Raw genomic sequence first — 17,455 nt, 5'->3', positions numbered from 1 at the left:
CAGTCGGATTGAGCAGCGTTGTGCAGGAGCGGGATGCACTCCAGAGCCGCCTGATCGAAGCAGAGGAACGGCGCAATGGATTAAGTATATGAAATACATATCTTGCTATTGCCAGTAACGAAATACGATTATAATATGCAGACGACGTTCGACAAATGGCTATCGCCAGACTGGCAACTGAAATTGGCATCGGATCTCCCACGTATGTAAATGATTTATCGCACCATCTGGATGGCAGTCGCCGCCTACGAAGAAGGTTGGTTGATTAGAGAATTTTTGTTGCGACGGGTGGAGCAAGCAGGCGCGGTTCCACGTCGGCGCCGGCGACGAGATCGCTCAGGGTCTCCAGGCTGACGATGGCGGTGCTGGAGCGACCACTCGTCGTTGGCCTCGATCAGCGCGGCATTATACCAACGGCCCGCGATGCGGGACTGTCAGGAATTTCGTGTGGTGCGGCCATGGTGGACCCGAAGGAGGCTCCCGATGGCACGACGCAAAGCGCCCCGCATCCCTGACGCAATCCTAGATCAACTCCTGGCCGGCGCCGATCCGAAGAGGGCCTTTGAAGCCGATGGCCTGCTGGACGAGCTGAAGAAGGCCCTGGCCGAGCGGGTGCTCAACGCCGAGATGGACCATCATCTGGCGGGCGAGGAGACCGGCAACACGCGCAATGGCTACGGTCACAAGACCGTCACGACCGAGACGGGCTGGATCGAGCTGGCGATCCCCCGCGACCGGCAGGCGACCTTCGACCCGCAGCTGATCGCCCGCTATCAGCGCCGCTTTCCGGGCTTCGACGACAAGATCGTGTTGATGGACGCCCGCGGCATGAGCACCCGGGAGATCGTCTCCCACCTGCGCGAGCTGTACGGCATCGACGTCTCACCCGACCTGATCAGCGCGGTGACCAACGCGGTACTCGACGAGGTCGCCGCCTGGCAGGCCCGGCCGCTGGAACCGGTCTACCCGATCGTGTTCTTCGACGCCCTGCGGATCAAGGTGCGCAACGAGGGCGTGGTCCGCAACAAGGCCGTCCACATCCCGAACGGAGGCCTGCGGCGAACGTGGTGCCTTCTCGAGACATTTGGCTCTCGCCAGCATGCGCTCCTGACCGAGCATCACGGGCCTGCCTCACCTTCGTAGCTCGCCCAAAGAAAATCTTGGACGAGAGCCACATGTCATGGGCGAGGAGCATGGAACCGCACTGCTTGATGCCGCAATGGACATGTCACGCCGTGCCGTCGATCTTGAGATCGGCATGACTGCCGAAGCGTCGCAAAGCGGCCGGATCAGCCGGGTCGCGGAGTGCCGCGTGGATCGGCCACAGTTCAGAGGTGCCACCCCGATTGACAGCCCGAAATCCTGCTGCTTGAAGCACCGACCAGGTTCGGGATGCGGCAGTGAAGCGGTTCCACGACGTTACGGTCGCACCAACAGAATACTTGCGGAACAGCACAGGGCGGCTGCCGAGGGAAGCCAGCGGCGGGATCTATCGCGGCGGGCCCGTCTTCCCGCGCTTCGCGCTCCAGGTCGCGGCGCGCCATCGCCGCGGGTGGCTCGGCTTTCCGCGGGACACGCGGCCCCGGCTCACCGGCCCCGTCGAGGCGCAGGCCGAGATCGGGCTCTGGTGCGGCCCGGTGAGCCCGCATTACGGGCACATGATCGCCGATTTCGGCATGCGGATCGCAACGGCGAGCCGCTTCGATCGCACCACGCCTCTCGTCTTCAGCGCCGGTCCGGTGGCGATGGGTCCGCCCCCCGCCTTTTTCTGGGGGCTCGTCGAGCATTTCGGGGTCGACCGCGGGCGGATCTGCCTCATCGAGCGCCCGACCCTGTTTCGCACGCTGCTGGTGCCGCCCCAGGCGGAGCGACTCGACGGACCGCCGCCGAGCCGCGCCCACCTCGACGTCATGGACGAGATCGTGGCCACGACCGGCCCCGTGCCGCAGGATCTGGAGGCTCTGTTCGTGTCCCGGGCGCGCTGGCCGGACGGCCGGCTCGCCGGGGAGCCCTACGTCGCCGAGGTGCTCGAACGCGCCGGTGTCGCGGTCATCCAACCCGAGATGCTGCCGGTGTCCGAGCAGGTGCGGATGCTGCGCCGGGCCCGCCGGATCCTGTTCTCAGAAGGCTCGGCGTTGCACACGCTCCAGCTGCTCGGCCGCCTGCACGCCCGCGTCGCCGTGATCGCGCGCCGGCCGAAGGCGCCACTCGCGCGCGCGGCGCTGGCGGCGCGGGTGGAGGATCTCGCCTACTGGCAGCCGTCGCGCGGGATCCTCTACGGCCTGAACCGACGCGGGCGGCCGCGCCCCGATCGCGCCCTGGTTCTCTTCGACGAGGCCGACCTGGTGGAGAAGCTCCGGTTTCTGGCACCGGACATCGCCGATCACTGGGACGGCGCCGCCTACGCGGCGCGCCTGAGCGCCGACGTCGCGCAGTGGATCGCCCTGAATGCGTATTCCACCGATCGCCCGGACCTCCTCGCGTTCATCCGCCGCCAGCTGGCGAGGCTCGGCCTCACGGTGGATGTCGACGGCGCGTGGGAGATCGGCCGAACCACGTGGAGATCGGCCACGCCGGGGTCCGAGTAGGCGTCTCGTCTCATGGCGGCGAGCGGGCCGATTCAGGGGGGAGTGCGGTTTGGTGGAGCCAGGCGGAATCGAACCGCCGACCTCTTGAATGCCATTCAAGCGCTCTCCCAACTGAGCTATGGCCCCATCCTCGTCCACGGCGCCTCGGGACGCACCGCGGGTGTCGCGCAGTCGGGCGGCCGCGCGGGGCGGTCGCGTGTCGTTCCGGGTTCTCAGGACCGGAGGAGATCTGGTGGAGCCAGGCGGAATCGAACCGCCGACCTCTTGAATGCCATTCAAGCGCTCTCCCAACTGAGCTATGGCCCCACTGATCGACGCCGACGGTTGGGTCGTCGGCGAGAGCCGCCCGAAGCGCCCCGGAGGGCGGCCGCGTTCGGTGGCGGCTGTATATGGGGGCGCCGCGGCTGAGACAAGCCCCCGCGGCGGCCTTGCGCGAAGTTTTCGTGACGGGGCCGGATTCGCGAGATCCGGCCGCGACTTACGCTTCGCCCGGGCGCCGCCCGGACAGCAGGCTCAGGTTTCCTCGTCGGACTCGATGTCGCCGTCGATCAGGTCGGAGACGTCGTCGCCGCCTTCCTCGTCCTCCTCCAGGAAGGTGTCGTCGTCGCCGCCGGCATCCCCCACATCGGCCTCGTCGTCCACGGAGGTGTCGGCGCCTTCCTCGGCGGCCTCGACCTCGTCGAGGGAGACCAGCTCGGGGCCGCCCGTGTCCTCGTCGCTGTCATCGTCCGCGGCCGGACGGCTGGCGAGCGCCGGGGCCGGCATCCGGGTCGTGGTCAGGGCCGCGATCTGGTAGACCGTGCCGCATTTCGGGCAGGTGGCGGGGTCCCTGTTGAGGTCGTAGAACTTGGCGCCGCAGCTCATGCACTGGCGCTTCAAGCCGAGTTCCGGTCTGGCCACGGTTCGAAAGCCCTTGAGGATCGTCGGGGAATGCGCCCGGTTAGTCGCGGGCGCCGCCTCTGTCAAATCGCCGCCGCGGGCCTCCTGCGCGGGTCGCGGATGACGGGCGGACGCCCGCGTGGTAACGACCCGCCGCCCGCTCCATCCCCTCTGCCGGTCAAGTCTGCCCGTGTCGCACGATTCCCCTCCGTCCCCCATCGCCGCCCGGGCCGGGACGCCCCTGCGGGGCTCCCTCCGCCCGCCCGGCGACAAGTCGATCTCGCACCGGGCGATGATCCTGGGCCTGCTCAGCATCGGCGAGACCCGCGTCGAGGGTCTGCTCGAAGGCGACGACGTGCTGCGCACCGCCGCCGCCGCCAAGGCGCTCGGCGCCGGGATCGACCACGACGGCCCCGGGCGCTGGCGGATCCGGGGCGTGGGCATCGGCGCCTTGAGCGACCCGGAGGGCGTGCTCGATTTCGGCAATGCCGGCACCGGCTCGCGGCTGATGATGGGCGTGGTCGGCGGCCAGCCCGTCACCGCGACCTTCGACGGCGATGCCTCCCTGCGCAAGCGGCCGATGCGCCGGATCCTCGATCCGCTGGAGCGGATGGGCACGACCGTGGTGGCGCAGCAGGAGGGCGGGCGCGTGCCGCTCACCCTGCGCGGCCCCGCCGAGGCGATCCCGATCACCTACGAGTCGCCGGTGGCCTCCGCCCAGGTGAAGTCGGCGGTGCTGCTCGCGGGGCTCAACGCGCCCGGCACCACCACGGTGATCGAGGCGGCGGCGACGCGCGACCACACCGAGCGGATGCTGCGCCTGTTCGGCGCCGAGGTGGCGGTGACGGCGCACGGGCCCGGCGGCCACGGGCGCGTGGTGGCGCTCACCGGCCAGCCGACCCTGCGGGCGGCCGACGTGGTGGTGCCGGCCGATCCCTCCTCGGCGGCCTTCCCGCTCGTCGCGGCCCTGATCGTGCCGGGCTCGGACGTGGTGATCGAGGGCGTGATGATGAACCCGCTGCGCACCGGCCTCGTCACGACGCTGCTGGAGATGGGCGCCGACATCGTGCGGCTCAACGAGCGCGAGGAGGGCGGCGAGACCGTCGCGGACCTGCGCGTGCGGGCGAGCCGCCTCACCGGCGTGGACGTGCCCCCGGAGCGGGCGCCCGCGATGATCGACGAGTATCCGGTGCTCGCGGTCGCGGCGGCCTTCGCGCAGGGCACGACGCGGATGCGGGGCCTGCACGAGCTGCGGGTGAAGGAATCCGACCGCCTCGCCGCGGTGGCGGACGGGCTGCGGCAGAACGGCGTCGCGCATGGCGTCGAGGGCGACGACCTCCTGGTGCACGGCGACGGCGGGGCGGCCCCGGGCGGCGGCACGGTGGCGACGCATCTCGACCACCGCATCGCGATGGCGTTCCTGGTGATGGGGCTCGCCGCCCGGAACCCCGTGACGGTGGATGACGGGGCGATGATCGCGACGAGCTATCCCGGCTTCCTGCCCGACCTGCGGTCGCTCGGCGCGGCGTTCTCGGCGTGAGGGGCGGGATGGTGATCGCCATCGACGGGCCGGCCGCCTCCGGCAAGGGCACCCTCGCCCGGCGCCTCGCGCTGCATTACGGCCTGCCGCATCTCGACACCGGGCTCCTCTACCGGGCCGTGGCGCTGGCGCTCCTCGACGCGGACCGCGACCTCGCGGACGAGACCGCGGCGGAGGATGCGGCCCGGTGCCTGAGGGCGGAGTCCCTCGGGGATCTGCGCCTGCGCGAGCGGGCGATGGGGGAGGCGGCCTCGGTGGTCTCGGCCCTGCCCGCCGTGCGGGCGGCGCTCCTCGACTGGCAGCGGCGCTTCGCCGGGGCCGAGGGCGGGGCGGTGCTCGACGGGCGCGACATCGGCACCGTGGTCTGCCCCGACGCGGCCGTGAAGCTGTTCATCACCGCAGCCCCGGAGGAGCGTGCGCACCGCCGCCACCGGGAGCTCGGCGGGCGCGGCGAGGCGGCCAGCTACGAGGCGGTGCTCGCCGACATCCAGCGCCGCGACGCCCGCGACAAGGACCGCGCCGCCGCCCCCCTGCGCATCGCCGACGATGCGGTGGTGATCGACACGACGGACCTCGATGCGGAAGCCGCGTTCCGGGCCGCGATCGCGGTGGTGGAGGCGCGCCGGCGCCGGTCCTGACGGGGGCTCAGGTTCCCCGCGGCTTCGCCCGCCGGGTCGGGGCGGCGGTCGCCGGATCCTCCGGCCAGGGGTGCCGCGGGTACTGGCCGCGCATGTCGGCGCGCACGCCCGCCCAGGAGCCGCGCCAGAAGCCCGGCAGGTCGCGGGTGATCTGGATCGGGCGCTGGGCCGGCGAGAGCAGGTGGAGCACCAGCGGCACCCGGCCGCCGCCGAGGGTCGGGTGGTGGCCGAGGCCGAAGAGTTCCTGCACCCGCACAGCCAGCACCGGCTCCTCGGCGCCGTAATCGACCGGGATGCGCGAGCCGGTGGGCACCTCGACGTGAGTCGGCGCCTCGGCGTCGAGCCGCGCCCGGAGGGTCCAGGGCAGCAGGGCCTGCAGCGCCTCGAACACCGTGTCGCTGCCCACCTCGTCGAGGCGCGTGCGCCCGACGAGGTGGGGGCCGAGCCAGTCCTCGACCGTCGCCGCGAGCGCCGCGTCCGAGAGGTCGGGCCAGGGATCGCCCTCGGCCCGGTGCAGGAAGCGCACCCGCTCGCGCCATTGCAGTGCCGCCTTCGACCAGGGCAGGGCATCGAGGCCGAGATCCGCGATGCCCCGGGCGAGGCGCCGCGCGCCCGCCTCGTCGGCCGGGGCCGGCAGGATGCGCTCGCCGAGGGTCAGCGCGCCGAGGCGCCGCTGGGCGCGGGCGCGCAGGGCCCTGGCGGCCGGATCGAAGGCCACGACGGTGCGGGACTCGATCCGGTCCGCAAAGAGGGTCTCGATCGCATCGAGGCCGAGCGGCGCGGCGGCGAGGATGCGCGCAGAGGCGGCCTTGCCGACGATCTCGGCCACCGCCAGGAACGGCTCGCGGGCGAGCGCCAGCGCCGGATCGAGGCCGCCGCCGCGCCCGTTGGCGAGCACGAACTCGCCGGGCCGGCCCCGCGCCCGGGCGATCCGGTCGGGATAGGCCAGCGCCAGGAGCGCCCCGAGCGGAGGGGCCTCGCCCTCGCCCGGCGCGGGCTCGGCGGCCTTCGCCCAGCCGGCGGCGAGGCGGCGCATGTCCTCGGCCCGGCCCGCGCGGTCGCGGCGGAAGCGCTCGACGCGTTCGGTGAGGTCGACCGCATCGCCGCCGAGCCCGCGCTCCACCAGCACCGCCGCGAGGTCGGCCGCGTCCCGCGCGGCCGCCCGGCCGTGCCGGCCCGCCCCCACCACCATGCGGGCGAGGCGCGGGGGGAGAGGCAGGGCCCGCAGCCGCGCGCCGTCGGGCGTGAGGCGACCGTCCGCATCGAGGGCGCCGAGGCCGGCGAGCAGCGCCTTCGCCTCGGCGAGCGCCGGCGCGGGGGGCGGATCGAGGAAGGGCAGGGCGGCCGGATCGGCGACGCCCCAGGCGGCGCAGTCGAGGACGAGGCCGGCGAGGTCGGCCGAGAGGATCTCGGGCTTGGTGAAGGGTTCGAGCGCCCCGGTCGCGGCCTCGGACCACAGCCGGTAGCAGAGTCCGGGCTCCGTGCGGCCGGCGCGCCCCCGGCGCTGGTCCACCGCCGCGCGGGAGGCCCGCACGGTGACGAGCCGCGTGAGGCCGAGATCGGGCTCGTAGACCGGCACCCGGGCGAGGCCCGAATCCACCACCACGCGTACGCCCTCGATGGTGAGCGAGGTCTCGGCGATGGAGGTGGCCAGCACGACCTTGCGGCGCCCCGGCGGACTCGGGCGCACGGCCCGGTCCTGCTCGCCCCGCTCCAGCGCGCCGTAGAGCGGCGCGAGATCGACCTCGGGGAAGCGCTCCAGCCGCTCGCGCAGCAGCCGCTCGACGCGCAGGATCTCGCCCTGGCCGGGCAGGAAGGCGAGGACCGAGCCGGGCTCGGCCCGCAGCGCCCGCTCCACCGCTTCGGCCATCGCCTCCTCGATGCGCCGGCCCGGGTCGCGGTCGAGGTAGCGGGTCTCGACCGGGTGTGCCCGGCCCTCCGAGGCGATCACGGGCGCGTCGTGCATCAGCCGGGCGACGCGCGCGCCGTCGAGGGTCGCCGACATGGCCAGGAGCCGCAGGTCCTCGCGCAGCCCCGACTGCGCGTCGAGCGCGAGCGCGAGACCGAGATCGGCGTCGAGCGAGCGCTCGTGGAACTCGTCGAACAGCACGGCGGCGATCCCGGTGAGTTCCGGATCGTCGAGGATCATGCGGGCGAAGACGCCCTCGGTGACGACCTCGATGCGGGTGCGCCCCGAGACCTTGGAGCCGAGCCGCACCCGCAGGCCCACCGTGTCGCCGACGCGCTCGCCGAGCAGCGAGGCCATGCGCTCGGCCGCGGCCCGGGCGGCGAGGCGGCGGGGCTCCAGCACGATGATTCGGCGGTCCTCCCGCCAAACCGCGTCGAGGAGGGCCAGGGGCACGCGGGTCGTCTTGCCGGCTCCGGGCGGGGCGACCAGGACGGCGTTCGGGCGGGCGTCGAGCGCCCCGATCAGGTCGCCGAGGACGGCCTCGATCGGAAGGGAGGGCAGGGCGGGCGGCATCGGCGGCCTGATGGCGCGGCGGGGCGCGGGGCGCAAGAGACTCGGTCGCGCGGGCGGTCGGGATCGATCGGTCCTTGCCGAATCTGACGTTGGGTCAGATGATCGTCCCGGTCGCGACGGCCCAGGGGCACGAGGGGGCTGCGGCGGAATGACCGGCCGCCGCCGTTCGAGCAGGCAGACCGGGAAGGAGGTGAGAGCGCGTGATCGGGCTTCCGATCCTCACGATCACCATCGCGCAAAACCCGACCGGATGGTCCGTGACCATCACGATCGGGCTCATCTCAGCGCTGGTCGCTCGGCACGAGGGCTCGCGGTCTTGCCTCCCGCGGCCCCTCACGCCGCGGGGCCAGCCGTTCGGGCCGTCGTTCAACCGGCCCCTTCCTCCCGCTCGGGCGGGCCGCGCAACCTCGGCGCGATGCGGATCCGTCAGGCAACGGCCCCCGTGAGCACCCGCCCGTCATGCCCGGTGAGCGCGAGATCGGCGATCGTCCCGGGCGCCACGCCCTCCGGCAGCCGCACCGCCAGGAACGCCTCCGTGCGGCCGATCCCGCCCTGCTCGGCGAGCACCCGGGCGGTGCGACCGACCTGGCCGTCGAGGTGGCGGGCGAGCGCTGCCGCGCCGGCCTCGCGCAGGCGGGCGGCGCGGGCGCGGATCGCCTCGGGGGCAACCGGCGGCATGCGGGCGGCGGGCGTGTCGGGGCGGGGCGAATAGGGGAAGACGTGCAGGTGGGTGAGGCCGCATTCCGCCACGAGATCGAGGGTGCGGGCGAACTGCGCCTCGGTCTCGGTGGGAAAGCCCGCGATCAGGTCGGCGCCGAACACCGTCCCGGGGCGCAGGCGCCGCACGGTCTCGCAGAAGCGGATCGCGTCGGCCCGGCCGTGGCGGCGCTTCATGCGCTTGAGGATCAGGTCGTCTCCCGCCTGCAGCGAGAGGTGGAGGTGGGGCATCAGCCGCGCCTCGGTGGCGAGCGCGTCGAGGAGGTCGGCATCGGCCTCCACCGAATCGATCGAGGAGAGGCGCAGCCGGTCGAGTTCCGGCACCGCGCGCAGGATGGCCTTGACGAGGCCGCCGAGCCCCGTGCCCTCCGCGAGGTCGCGGCCGTAGGCGGTGAGATCGACGCCGGTGAGCACCACCTCGCGGGCGCCGTCCTCCACCAGGGCGCGGACCTGCGCGATCGCCGGGGCCAGGGGCACCGAGCGGGAGGGGCCGCGCCCGAACGGGATGACGCAGAAGGTGCAGCGGTGGTCGCAGCCGGTCTGCACCGGCAGGAAGGCGCGGGTGCGCCCGGCCATCCGGGCGACTGGCGCGACGGGCGCGGCGCGCACCGCCATGATGGCGTCGGGGCGCACGCGCTCCGCCCCGAGCCGATCCCAGGTGTCAGCCCGCAGCTTGGCGTCGTTGCCGACGACCGCCGCGACCTCCGGCATCGCCGCGTAGGCCCGCGTCTCGACCTGCGCGCCGCAGCCCGTCACCACCACCGGGCGGCCGGGCGCCGCGCGGGCGGCCGCCCGGATCGCCTTGCGGGCCTGCCGGCCGGCCTCTTGCGTCACCGCGCAGGTGTTGACGAGCGTCAGGTCGCGATGGCCGGCCGCCTCGGCGAGGAGCCGCATCGAGTCGGATTCGACGGCGTTGAGGCGGCAGCCGAAGCTCAGCACCTCCACGGGCATCAGGCCGCCCCGGCGAAGAGGCCGGGCGCGAGCGTGCCCTCCCATTCCAGCTCCGTCGGGCCGGTCATGCGCACGTGGTCGTCCTCGCCCCAGGCGATGGTGAGATCGCCGCCCGGCAGGCTCACCACCGCCTCGCGCCCGGTGAGGCGCAGGCGCGAGGCCGCGACCAGGGCGGCGCAGGCCGCCGAGCCGCAGGCGCGGGTGAGGCCGGCTCCCCGCTCCCAGACGCGCAGCACGATGCGGCCGCGATCGATCACCTGCGCCAGCGAGATGTTGGCGCGCTCGGGGAAGATCGGGTGGGCTTCGAGGAGAGGACCGATCCGGGCGAGGTCGTAGCCGGCCGGATCGCGGTCGACGAAGAACACCGCGTGCGGGTTGCCCATGCTGACCACGCCCGGCGAGTGCAGCACCGGATCGTCGATCGGGCCGATCTGCAATTCGATGCGCCGGGTGTCGGGGAAGGGCTCGGCCAGCGGGATCTCGTTCCAGGCCAGCCGCGGCGGCCCCATGTCGACCGTGAACACGGTGGGCGAGACGCGGTCGACAGCGAGCAGGCCCCCGGGGCTCTCCAGCACGAGGCGGCCGCCAGGGCGGCCCATCCGCGGGTCCTCGCGGAGCGCCCAGGCGACGCAGCGCGTGCCGTTTCCGCAGGCCCCCGCCTCCGAGCCATCGGTATTGTAGATGCGCAAGGATGCGTCGGCCCGGGGGCCGCGGGGATCGTGCAGCACCATCAGCTGATCGAAGCGCGAGCGCGGATCGGCCGCGATGGCGCGGGCCTCCTCGGGGCGCACCGCGGCGCCCGTGCCGCGAAGGTCGAGCACCACGATCTCGTTGCCGAGCCCGTTCATCTTCAGGAAGCGGCGATGGGCCAGGGGGGACATGCGAAAAGGGTCCGGCTCTCGTGCGGTTTCCCGCTATATGGACCGAGTTGCCGCCGCGCGCGAGCGGCGGTCTCGCCGCGCTGCCGGAACGGCAGTAGGGTCGGGGGCGTTCGGGCCTGCCGGCGAATCGCGGCCCGAACCCCTCATCCGACCGGAGCGCCTCGCCCGTGACAGCCACCCGTTCCCCGCTGACCGTGCTCGCCCTCCTCTTCTCCCTCGCGACCGCCGCGGCCCAGACGCCGCCGCCCGCACAAGGCAATCCGCTGCCGACCACCACGAATCCTGGCCCCGGGCCGGGGCCGGGCGAGGCCCCCAGGGCGCCGCTGCCCGAGAAGGCGGTGCCGGCCGCGCCCGCACCGACGGGGCCGCGCCAGCCGCTGGTCGAGAAGCCCGGCGACCCCTCCGACGTCGACGAGGTGACGCTGCCCGCCCGGCCCGCCGCGATCCTCGCCGGCAGCGCCAAGTGGGATGCGGCGGTGCCGAGCCTCAAGGACACCTTCGCGCGCCTCGACGCCGACCTCGCCCGGGCGGGCATCCGGGCGGTCGGCCGGCCGGTGGCGGTCTTCACCCGCACGGACGACGAGGGCTTCCAGTACGAGGCGATGGTGCCGGTCGAGCGCGTCCCCGAGACGAAGCCCGAGGGCCTGCGCTTCGGCACCACGCCGGGCGGCAAGGCGCTGCGCTTCGTCCACAAGGGACCCTACGCCGAGATCGACCAGACCTACGAGACGGTGACGGCCTATCTCGACGCCAAGGGCATCGTGGTCCAGGACGCCTTCGTGGAGGAGTACCTCACGGACCTGAAGGACCCGGGCGACGACGGGCTGGAGGTCAACATCTACGCGCTGCCGAAATGACCGGCGCGCATCGCGCCGCTCTCGCGCATTGTCGTGGCCGCTCGCCAGCCGGCACCTCGGCGCAGCGCCGGCAGCGGTGCGGCCGCTACTTCTCGGCCGCCCGCACCTTCTCCAGGAAGGCCGCGTAGTTGTCAGGGGTGAGGATGCCCACGAGCTTGTCGCGGATGCGGCCGTCCGGGCCGATCACGAAGGTCTCGGGCACGCCGTAGACCCCGAAATCGATGCCCGTGCGCCCGCTCGCATCGACCCCGACCGCCCGGAAGGGGTTGCCGCGACGGCCGAGGAAGCGGCGGCCGTTCTCCGGCGCGTCCTTGTAGTCGATGCCTACAAGGTTCACCCCGTCGCGCGACAGGCGCATCAGCATCGGGTGCTCGACCTGGCAGGGGGCGCACCACGAGGCCCAGACGTTGAGGACCGTGACCTTGCCCTTGAGGTCGTCGCTGGAGAAGCCCGGCACCGGCCGGCCCTCCGTCACGAGATCGGGCAGGGGCGGCAGGCTGAAGGCCGGCACCGGCTGGCCGATCAGCGCGGAGGGCACCGTCGAGGGATCGTAGCCCCGGGTGAGCAACCGCCCGAGGAAGATGCCGGCGAGCGCCACGAAGACGAGAAGCGGCAGCAGGAAGAGCAGCCGGCCGCGGCGCGGCGTCTCCTCGGCGGCCTCGGGCGATGGTGCGGTCTCGCGGACGCTCACGGCTCGCTCCGCCCGCCCTGCAGCCGGGCCAGCGCCCGCCGTTGCGCGCGGTGGTCGAGGAGCGCGGCGAGGATCAGCCCGCCCACCACGAGCGCGGTGAAGGCGTAGGCCCCCAGGATGAAGACGGCGTGCGGTCCGAGGTCCACGGCAGGCGTCCCGGTGTCAGGCGGCCTGGGCCGCGGGGCTGGGAGCGTCGAGGCGCTCGGCTTCGAGGATCGCCAGCGTGCGCACCCGGCGGCGCAGGATCTCGGTGCGCATCGCCGCCAGATGCAGCGCGATGCCGAGCACCGAGAAGGCCGCGATCATCACGAGGAGCGGGTAGAGCATGGTCGGGTGGATGGTCGGCCCGCCCATGCGCAGGATCGAGGCCGGCTGGTGCAGCGTCGACCACCAGTTCACCGAGAATTTGATGATCGGCAGGTTCACGGCCCCGACGAGCGTGAGGATCGCCACCGCGCGGGCGGCCCGGCCCGGATCCTCGATCGTCCGCCACAGGGCGATCAGCCCCGCGTAGATCAGGAGCAGCACCAGCATCGAGGTCAGGCGCGCGTCCCAGACCCAGTAGGTGCCCCACATCGGCTTGCCCCAGAGCGAGCCGGTGACGAGGCAGATCAGCGTGAAGGCGGCCCCGATCGGCGCGGCGGCACGCTGGGCCACGTCGGCCAGGGGATGGCGCCAGACCAGGGTGCCGAGCGCCGAGACCGCCATCGCCCCGTAGAAGAACACGCCGAGCCACGCCGCCGGGACGTGGATGAACATGATCCTGACCGTCTCGCCCTGCTGGTAGTCGGCGGGCGCGACGAACCACGACAGGTAGAGGCCGGCCAGAAGCAGCACGCCCGAAAGGCCGCCGATCCACGGCAGGGCGGCGCCCGACCAGCGCATGAAGCGGCCCGGCTGGGCGAGCCGGGTGAAGAACCCCTGTGCCATGCGGGCGGTGTAGCCTGCCCCGGCCCGGCCCGGCAATGCGGACGATGGGCGCAGCGCCCCGCGGAACGCAGCGTGGCCGTGCCGGTTATCGATCCGGTTTTCGCAGAGACGGGGCATCCGCTGCCATGCTGAAATGGGCGATCATCTTCTTCGTGATCTCGCTGGTGGCGGGGGCGCTGGGCTTCACCAACGTGGCGTCGGGCGCCCGGGGCATCGCCCGCCTGCTGTTCGGGCTGTTCCTCGCCATCGCGGTGGTGATCGTGATCGCGGCGGTGCTGCTGGGGCAGGCGGTGTTCTGAGGGCTATTCGCTCCAACGCAGCGCCGCGGCGGCGCCGAGCGTCCCGACCACGCCGGCCACGAGGCTGAGCGCGCCGAGGATCAGGAGCGGGGTCGCGAGCGGCACGGTGCCGCCCGTGGCCGCGTCCGCCGCCGAGACCCCGAAGATCAGGGTCGGAATCATCAGGGGCAGCACCACCACGGCGAGGATCAGCCCGCCGCGGCGGATCGAGGCGGTGAGCGCGGCGCCCACCGCCCCGATGAAGGTGAGGGCCGGCGTGCCGACGAGCAGCGTCAGGCTCGTCCCGGCCATGGCGGCCGGCGAGAGCGCGACGAGGAGCCCGAACAGGGGGGCTGCCAGCGCGAGCGGCAGGCCGGTCGTGAGCCAGTGCGCCAGCACCTTGGCGAGCACCACGAGTTCGAGCGGCGCGGGCGCTCCGGTCAGCAGGTCGAGCGAGCCGTCCTCCTCGTCGGCCTGGAACAGGCGGTCGAGGCCGATCAGCGTGGCGAGCACCGCCGCCAGCCACAGGATCGCCGGCCCGATCCGCGACAGCAGGTTGAGGTCGGGCCCGAGCGCGAAGGGCACCAGCACCACGATCATCAGGAAGAAGACGAGCGAGAGCGCCCCCGAGCCGCCGATCCGGCCGGCGAGCCGCAGGTCGCGCACCAGCACCGCGAGGAAGGGGCGGATCATCGGGCGGCCTCGGCGGGGGTTTCAGAGAAGGGGTCGTGGCGCGCGGGGCCAGTCGGCCGGAAATCCTCGATCGCCAGGGTCCGCGCCTCCTCCAGCCCGAGCGCCTGATGCGTGGCGGCGATCACGAGGCCGCCCTCGCGCAGGTGCTCGCGCATCAGCCCGGCGAGGAGGGCCTGCGAGGCGGCGTCGAGGGCCGCGGTCGGCTCGTCGAGCAGCCAGAGCGGCCGGCGGCAGACGAGCAGGCGGGCGAGCGCCACGCGCCGCCGCTGGCCGGCGGACAGGTAGGCCACGGGCAGCCCCGCCGCGTGGGCGAGGCCGAGCCGCGCCAGGGCCTCGCGGGGCGCGAGCGTCGCGGCGCCGAGAAGATCGCGGGCGAAGGTCAGGTTCTCGTCCGCGGTCAGCGCGCCCTTGAGCCCGTCCCGGTGCCCGACGCCGTGCAGGCATTCCGGGATCGTGCGCTCGCCGACCTCCTCGGCCCGCAGGGTGCCGGCCTCCGGCGCGAGCCGGCCGGCCAGGATGGCGAGCAGCGACGACTTGCCGGCCCCGTTGCGCCCGGTGACCACCAGCGCCTCGCCCGGCCCGAGGGCGAAGGACAGGCCGGCGAAGATGCGCCGCCCGGAGCGGCGGCAGGCGAGCCCCTCGGCGATCAGGCGCATGGGACGCATGCCGTGCCGGCCGGACCGCGCCCGCGCGCCCTCATCCCCCGGCGGGGGAAGATGGAGCGGTCCGCAACCTCACCCCGGCATCCGCCGGCCGATCCACACTGGCTCATCCGCACCCCATCGCCCCCCGTAGCGGGCAGTTTCGAAGTGTTCTATACGCATCGCTGGCTGCGCCGCGCGACCTTAGAGGCGTCCAAACCGTCTCTCGCGCACTCCAGTCCGGGCACCCCCGGGGCGGCGCGCGCACCGTCGCATCCGCGGTCGCCCTCCGTGGATGCCGCACGGGAAGCGGTGACGGGTCCGCCCTGCGGACCCGGCCCGTCAGCGCATCCGGCCGAACACGCCAGTCTGGCGCAGGTCATGCCTGCGCCGTGTTCGACAACCCTCGCGAGGACCACGCCGTGGCATCCATCGACAGCTTCAAGTCCCGCCAGACGCTCCAGGTCGGGACCAAGACCTACACCTACTACGCGATCCCGGAGGCCGAGAAGAACGGCCTGCCGGATGCCAGCCGGCTGCCCTTCTCGATGAAGGTGCTGCTGGAGAACCTGCTGCGCTTCGAGGACGACCGCTCCGTCAAGAAGGCCGACATCGAGGCCGTGACGCGGTGGCTCGACAACCGCGGCAAGGTCGAGACCGAGATCGCGTTCCGGCCCTCGCGCGTGCTGATGCAGGACTTCACGGGCGTGCCCGCCGTCGTCGACCTCGCGGCGATGCGCGACGCCATGGTGGCGCTGGGCGGCGATCCGAAGAAGATCAACCCGCTCGTGCCCGTCGATCTCGTCATCGACCACTCGGTCATCGTCGACGAGTTCGGCACCCCGAAGGCCCTGGCGGACAACGTCGCGCTCGAATACGAGCGCAACGGCGAGCGCTACACCTTCCTCAAGTGGGGCCAGACGGCGTTCGACAACTTTTCCGTGGTGCCGCCCGGCACCGGCATCTGCCACCAAGTCAACCTCGAATACCTCGCCCAGACGGTCTGGACCAAGGCGTTCGAGAACGGCCAGGAACTGGCCTATCCGGATTCCCTCGTCGGCACCGACTCGCACACCACGATGGTCAACGGCCTGGCCGTCCTCGGCTGGGGCGTCGGCGGCATTGAGGCGGAGGCCGCCATGCTCGGCCAGCCCCTGTCGATGCTGATCCCCGAGGTGGTCGGGTTCAAGCTCTCGGGCAAGCTGCCGGAGGGCACCACCGCCACCGACCTCGTGCTCACCGTCACGCAGATGCTGCGCAAGAAGGGCGTGGTGGGCAAGTTCGTGGAGTTCTACGGGCCCGGCCTGGAGGACATGCCGGTGGCCGACCGCGCCACGATCTCCAACATGGCGCCGGAATACGGGGCGACCTGCGGCTTCTTCCCGGTGGACGCCAAGACCATCGACTTCCTGCGCGTCACCGGCCGCGCGGACGAGCGCATCGCGCTGGTGGAGGCCTACGCCAAGGCCCAGGGCATGTGGCGCGACGCCTCGACGCCCGACCCGGTCTTCACCGACACGCTGGAACTCGACCTCGGCGACGTGAAGCCCTCGCTCGCCGGGCCGAAGCGCCCGCAGGACCGGGTGCTGCTCGATGGCGCCAAGACGGGCTTCGCCGCCTCCATGGAGAGCGAGTTCCGCAAGGCCGCCGAGATCGCCAAGCGCTATCCCGTCGAGGGCGCGAACTTCGACATCGGCCACGGCGACGTGGTGATCGCGGCGATCACCTCCTGCACCAACACCTCGAACCCGAGCGTGATGATCGGGGCGGGGCTGCTCGCCCGCAACGCGGTGGCCAAGGGCCTGCGCTCCAAGCCCTGGGTGAAGACCTCGCTCGCGCCGGGCAGCCAGGTCGTCGCCGAGTACCTGGAGAAGGCCGGCCTGCAGCAGAGCCTCGACGCGCTCGGCTTCAACCTCGTGGGCTTCGGCTGCACCACCTGCATCGGCAATTCCGGGCCGCTGCCCGCGCCGATCTCGAAGGCGATCAACGACAACGACGTCGTCGCGGCCGCCGTGCTCTCGGGCAACCGCAACTTCGAGGGCCGGGTGAATCCGGACGTGCGGGCGAACTACCTCGCCTCGCCGCCCCTCGTGGTGGCCTACGCGCTCGCCGGCTCGATGCAGGTCGACCTCACCCAGGACCCGCTCGGCGCCGACGCGGACGGGAACCCGGTCTACCTGAAGGACATCTGGCCCTCCTCGGCCGAGGTGAACGCCTTCATCGAGCAGACCATCACGTCCGGCCTGTTCAAGTCGCGCTACGCCGACGTCTTCGGCGGCGACGAGAACTGGAAGGCGGTGGAGGTCACCCCGGCCCAGACCTTCGCCTGGAACCCCGGCTCCACCTACGTGCAGAACCCGCCCTACTTCGTGGGCATGGAGAAGACCCCGGCGCCGGTCACCGACATCGTCGGCGCCCGGATCCTCGGCCTGTTCCTCGACTCGATCACCACCGACCACATCTCGCCGGCTGGCAACATCCGGGCGGCCTCGCCGGCCGGCGCCTACCTGCAGGAACATCAGGTCCGCGTGCAGGACTTCAACCAGTACGGCACGCGCCGCGGCAACCACGAGGTGATGATGCGGGGCACCTTCGCCAACATCCGCATCAAGAACCAGATGGTGAAGGACGCCTCCGGCACGGTGGTGGAGGGCGGCTGGACGCTCTACCAGCCGTCGGGCGAGAAGAT

The 17,455-nt window shown here is 72.7% G+C and carries 15 protein-coding genes, 2 tRNA genes and 1 pseudogene; 7 read left to right on the top strand and 11 right to left on the bottom strand.

The genetic code is table 11. From position 1 onward, the window contains the following. Positions 1 to 483: 483 nt before the first annotated feature. Both MFF61_RS32165 and MFF61_RS32160 read left to right on the top strand, forming a co-directional pair. Positions 484 to 1,050 (top strand): annotated as a pseudogene (locus tag MFF61_RS32165) (transposase); the annotation flags it as partial. 392 nt (positions 1,051 to 1,442) lie between these two features. Next, the gene (locus tag MFF61_RS32160; RefSeq protein ID WP_238241752.1) at positions 1,443 to 2,588 is read left to right on the top strand and encodes a glycosyltransferase 61 family protein; all 1,146 of its coding nucleotides are present in this window, start codon (positions 1,443 to 1,445) and stop codon (positions 2,586 to 2,588) included. 50 nt (positions 2,589 to 2,638) lie between these two features. Here the strand turns inward: MFF61_RS32160 and MFF61_RS32155 are convergent. From MFF61_RS32155 to MFF61_RS32145, 3 genes are all read right to left on the bottom strand, one after another. Next, positions 2,639 to 2,714, bottom strand: a tRNA-Ala gene (locus MFF61_RS32155). 104 nt (positions 2,715 to 2,818) lie between these two features. Further along, positions 2,819 to 2,894 (bottom strand) — tRNA-Ala (locus MFF61_RS32150). Positions 2,895 to 3,101: 207 nt separating this feature from the next. After that, positions 3,102 to 3,488, bottom strand: a complete 387-nt coding sequence (locus tag MFF61_RS32145) for a TIGR02300 family protein (protein ID WP_238241751.1) — start codon at positions 3,486 to 3,488, stop codon at positions 3,102 to 3,104. A gap of 169 nt (positions 3,489 to 3,657) precedes the next feature. On the opposite strand from MFF61_RS32145, the gene aroA reads away from it, so the two are divergent. Both aroA and cmk read left to right on the top strand, forming a co-directional pair. Beyond that, positions 3,658 to 5,007 (top strand): 3-phosphoshikimate 1-carboxyvinyltransferase, encoded by a 1,350-nt coding sequence (gene aroA / locus MFF61_RS32140; RefSeq protein ID WP_238241754.1) that lies wholly within the window; start codon positions 3,658 to 3,660, stop codon positions 5,005 to 5,007. A gap of 8 nt (positions 5,008 to 5,015) precedes the next feature. Continuing rightward, positions 5,016 to 5,645 (top strand): (d)CMP kinase, encoded by a 630-nt coding sequence (gene cmk / locus MFF61_RS32135; protein ID WP_238241750.1) that lies wholly within the window; start codon positions 5,016 to 5,018, stop codon positions 5,643 to 5,645. A gap of 7 nt (positions 5,646 to 5,652) precedes the next feature. Here the strand turns inward: cmk and hrpB are convergent, their stop codons facing one another. From hrpB to dapF, 3 genes are all read right to left on the bottom strand, one after another. Continuing rightward, positions 5,653 to 8,127, bottom strand: coding sequence for an ATP-dependent helicase HrpB (gene hrpB / locus MFF61_RS32130; protein ID WP_238241749.1), 2,475 nt, complete (start codon positions 8,125 to 8,127; stop codon positions 5,653 to 5,655). 426 nt (positions 8,128 to 8,553) lie between these two features. Then, positions 8,554 to 9,795 carry a tRNA (N(6)-L-threonylcarbamoyladenosine(37)-C(2))-methylthiotransferase MtaB gene (gene mtaB, locus MFF61_RS32125; protein ID WP_238241753.1) on the bottom strand — a complete coding sequence of 414 codons (1,242 nt, stop codon included), beginning with the start codon at positions 9,793 to 9,795 and terminating at the stop codon, positions 8,554 to 8,556. Then, complete coding sequence (dapF, locus tag MFF61_RS32120) at positions 9,795 to 10,676, bottom strand: diaminopimelate epimerase (RefSeq protein ID WP_238241748.1); 882 nt, start codon at positions 10,674 to 10,676, stop codon at positions 9,795 to 9,797. Before dapF ends, mtaB begins: the two co-directional genes overlap by 1 nt. Before the next feature lie 167 nt (positions 10,677 to 10,843). On the opposite strand from dapF, the gene MFF61_RS32115 reads away from it, so the two are divergent. Beyond that, positions 10,844 to 11,533 carry a GyrI-like domain-containing protein gene (locus tag MFF61_RS32115; RefSeq protein WP_238241747.1) on the top strand — a complete coding sequence of 230 codons (690 nt, stop codon included), beginning with the start codon at positions 10,844 to 10,846 and terminating at the stop codon, positions 11,531 to 11,533. 85 nt (positions 11,534 to 11,618) lie between these two features. On the opposite strand, the gene MFF61_RS32110 is transcribed toward MFF61_RS32115, so the two are convergent. Genes MFF61_RS32110 through MFF61_RS32100 form a run of 3 tightly spaced genes read right to left on the bottom strand, consistent with a single transcriptional unit; the run spans position 11,619 to position 13,154 of the window. Continuing rightward, positions 11,619 to 12,224 (bottom strand): DsbE family thiol:disulfide interchange protein, encoded by a 606-nt coding sequence (locus MFF61_RS32110; RefSeq protein ID WP_238241746.1) that lies wholly within the window; start codon positions 12,222 to 12,224, stop codon positions 11,619 to 11,621. Further along, the gene (gene ccmD / locus MFF61_RS32105; RefSeq protein ID WP_238241745.1) at positions 12,221 to 12,370 is read right to left on the bottom strand and encodes a heme exporter protein CcmD; all 150 of its coding nucleotides are present in this window, start codon (positions 12,368 to 12,370) and stop codon (positions 12,221 to 12,223) included. Before ccmD ends, MFF61_RS32110 begins: the two co-directional genes overlap by 4 nt. Positions 12,371 to 12,386: 16 nt before the next feature. Continuing rightward, complete coding sequence (locus tag MFF61_RS32100; RefSeq protein WP_238241744.1) at positions 12,387 to 13,154, bottom strand: heme ABC transporter permease; 768 nt, start codon at positions 13,152 to 13,154, stop codon at positions 12,387 to 12,389. Between the two features lie 125 nt (positions 13,155 to 13,279). Between MFF61_RS32100 and MFF61_RS32095 the strand changes: the two genes are divergently transcribed. Beyond that, a complete protein-coding gene (locus MFF61_RS32095) occupies positions 13,280 to 13,453 on the top strand; it encodes a DUF1328 domain-containing protein (RefSeq protein WP_048447625.1) in 174 nt (57 codons plus the stop codon). A 3-nt stretch (positions 13,454 to 13,456) separates the two neighbouring features. Here the strand turns inward: MFF61_RS32095 and ccmB are convergent, their stop codons facing one another. After that, positions 13,457 to 14,125, bottom strand: a complete 669-nt coding sequence (gene ccmB, locus MFF61_RS32090) for a heme exporter protein CcmB (protein WP_238241743.1) — start codon at positions 14,123 to 14,125, stop codon at positions 13,457 to 13,459. Beyond that, entirely contained in the window at positions 14,122 to 14,781 is a 660-nt protein-coding gene (ccmA, locus tag MFF61_RS32085) for a heme ABC exporter ATP-binding protein CcmA (RefSeq protein WP_238241742.1), read from the bottom strand. The genes ccmB and ccmA overlap by 4 nt, the downstream gene beginning before the upstream one ends. A 407-nt stretch (positions 14,782 to 15,188) precedes the next feature. Between ccmA and acnA the strand changes: the two genes are divergently transcribed. Further along, positions 15,189 to 17,455 (top strand): aconitate hydratase AcnA (gene acnA, locus MFF61_RS32080; RefSeq protein WP_238241741.1); only part of this gene is annotated, 2,267 nt, incomplete at its 3' end.

The sequence above is a fragment of the Methylobacterium isbiliense genome (assembly GCF_022179325.1).
Lineage (GTDB): Bacteria > Pseudomonadota > Alphaproteobacteria > Rhizobiales > Beijerinckiaceae > Methylobacterium > Methylobacterium isbiliense.
This window is presented reverse-complemented; position numbering and strand designations above follow the sequence as displayed.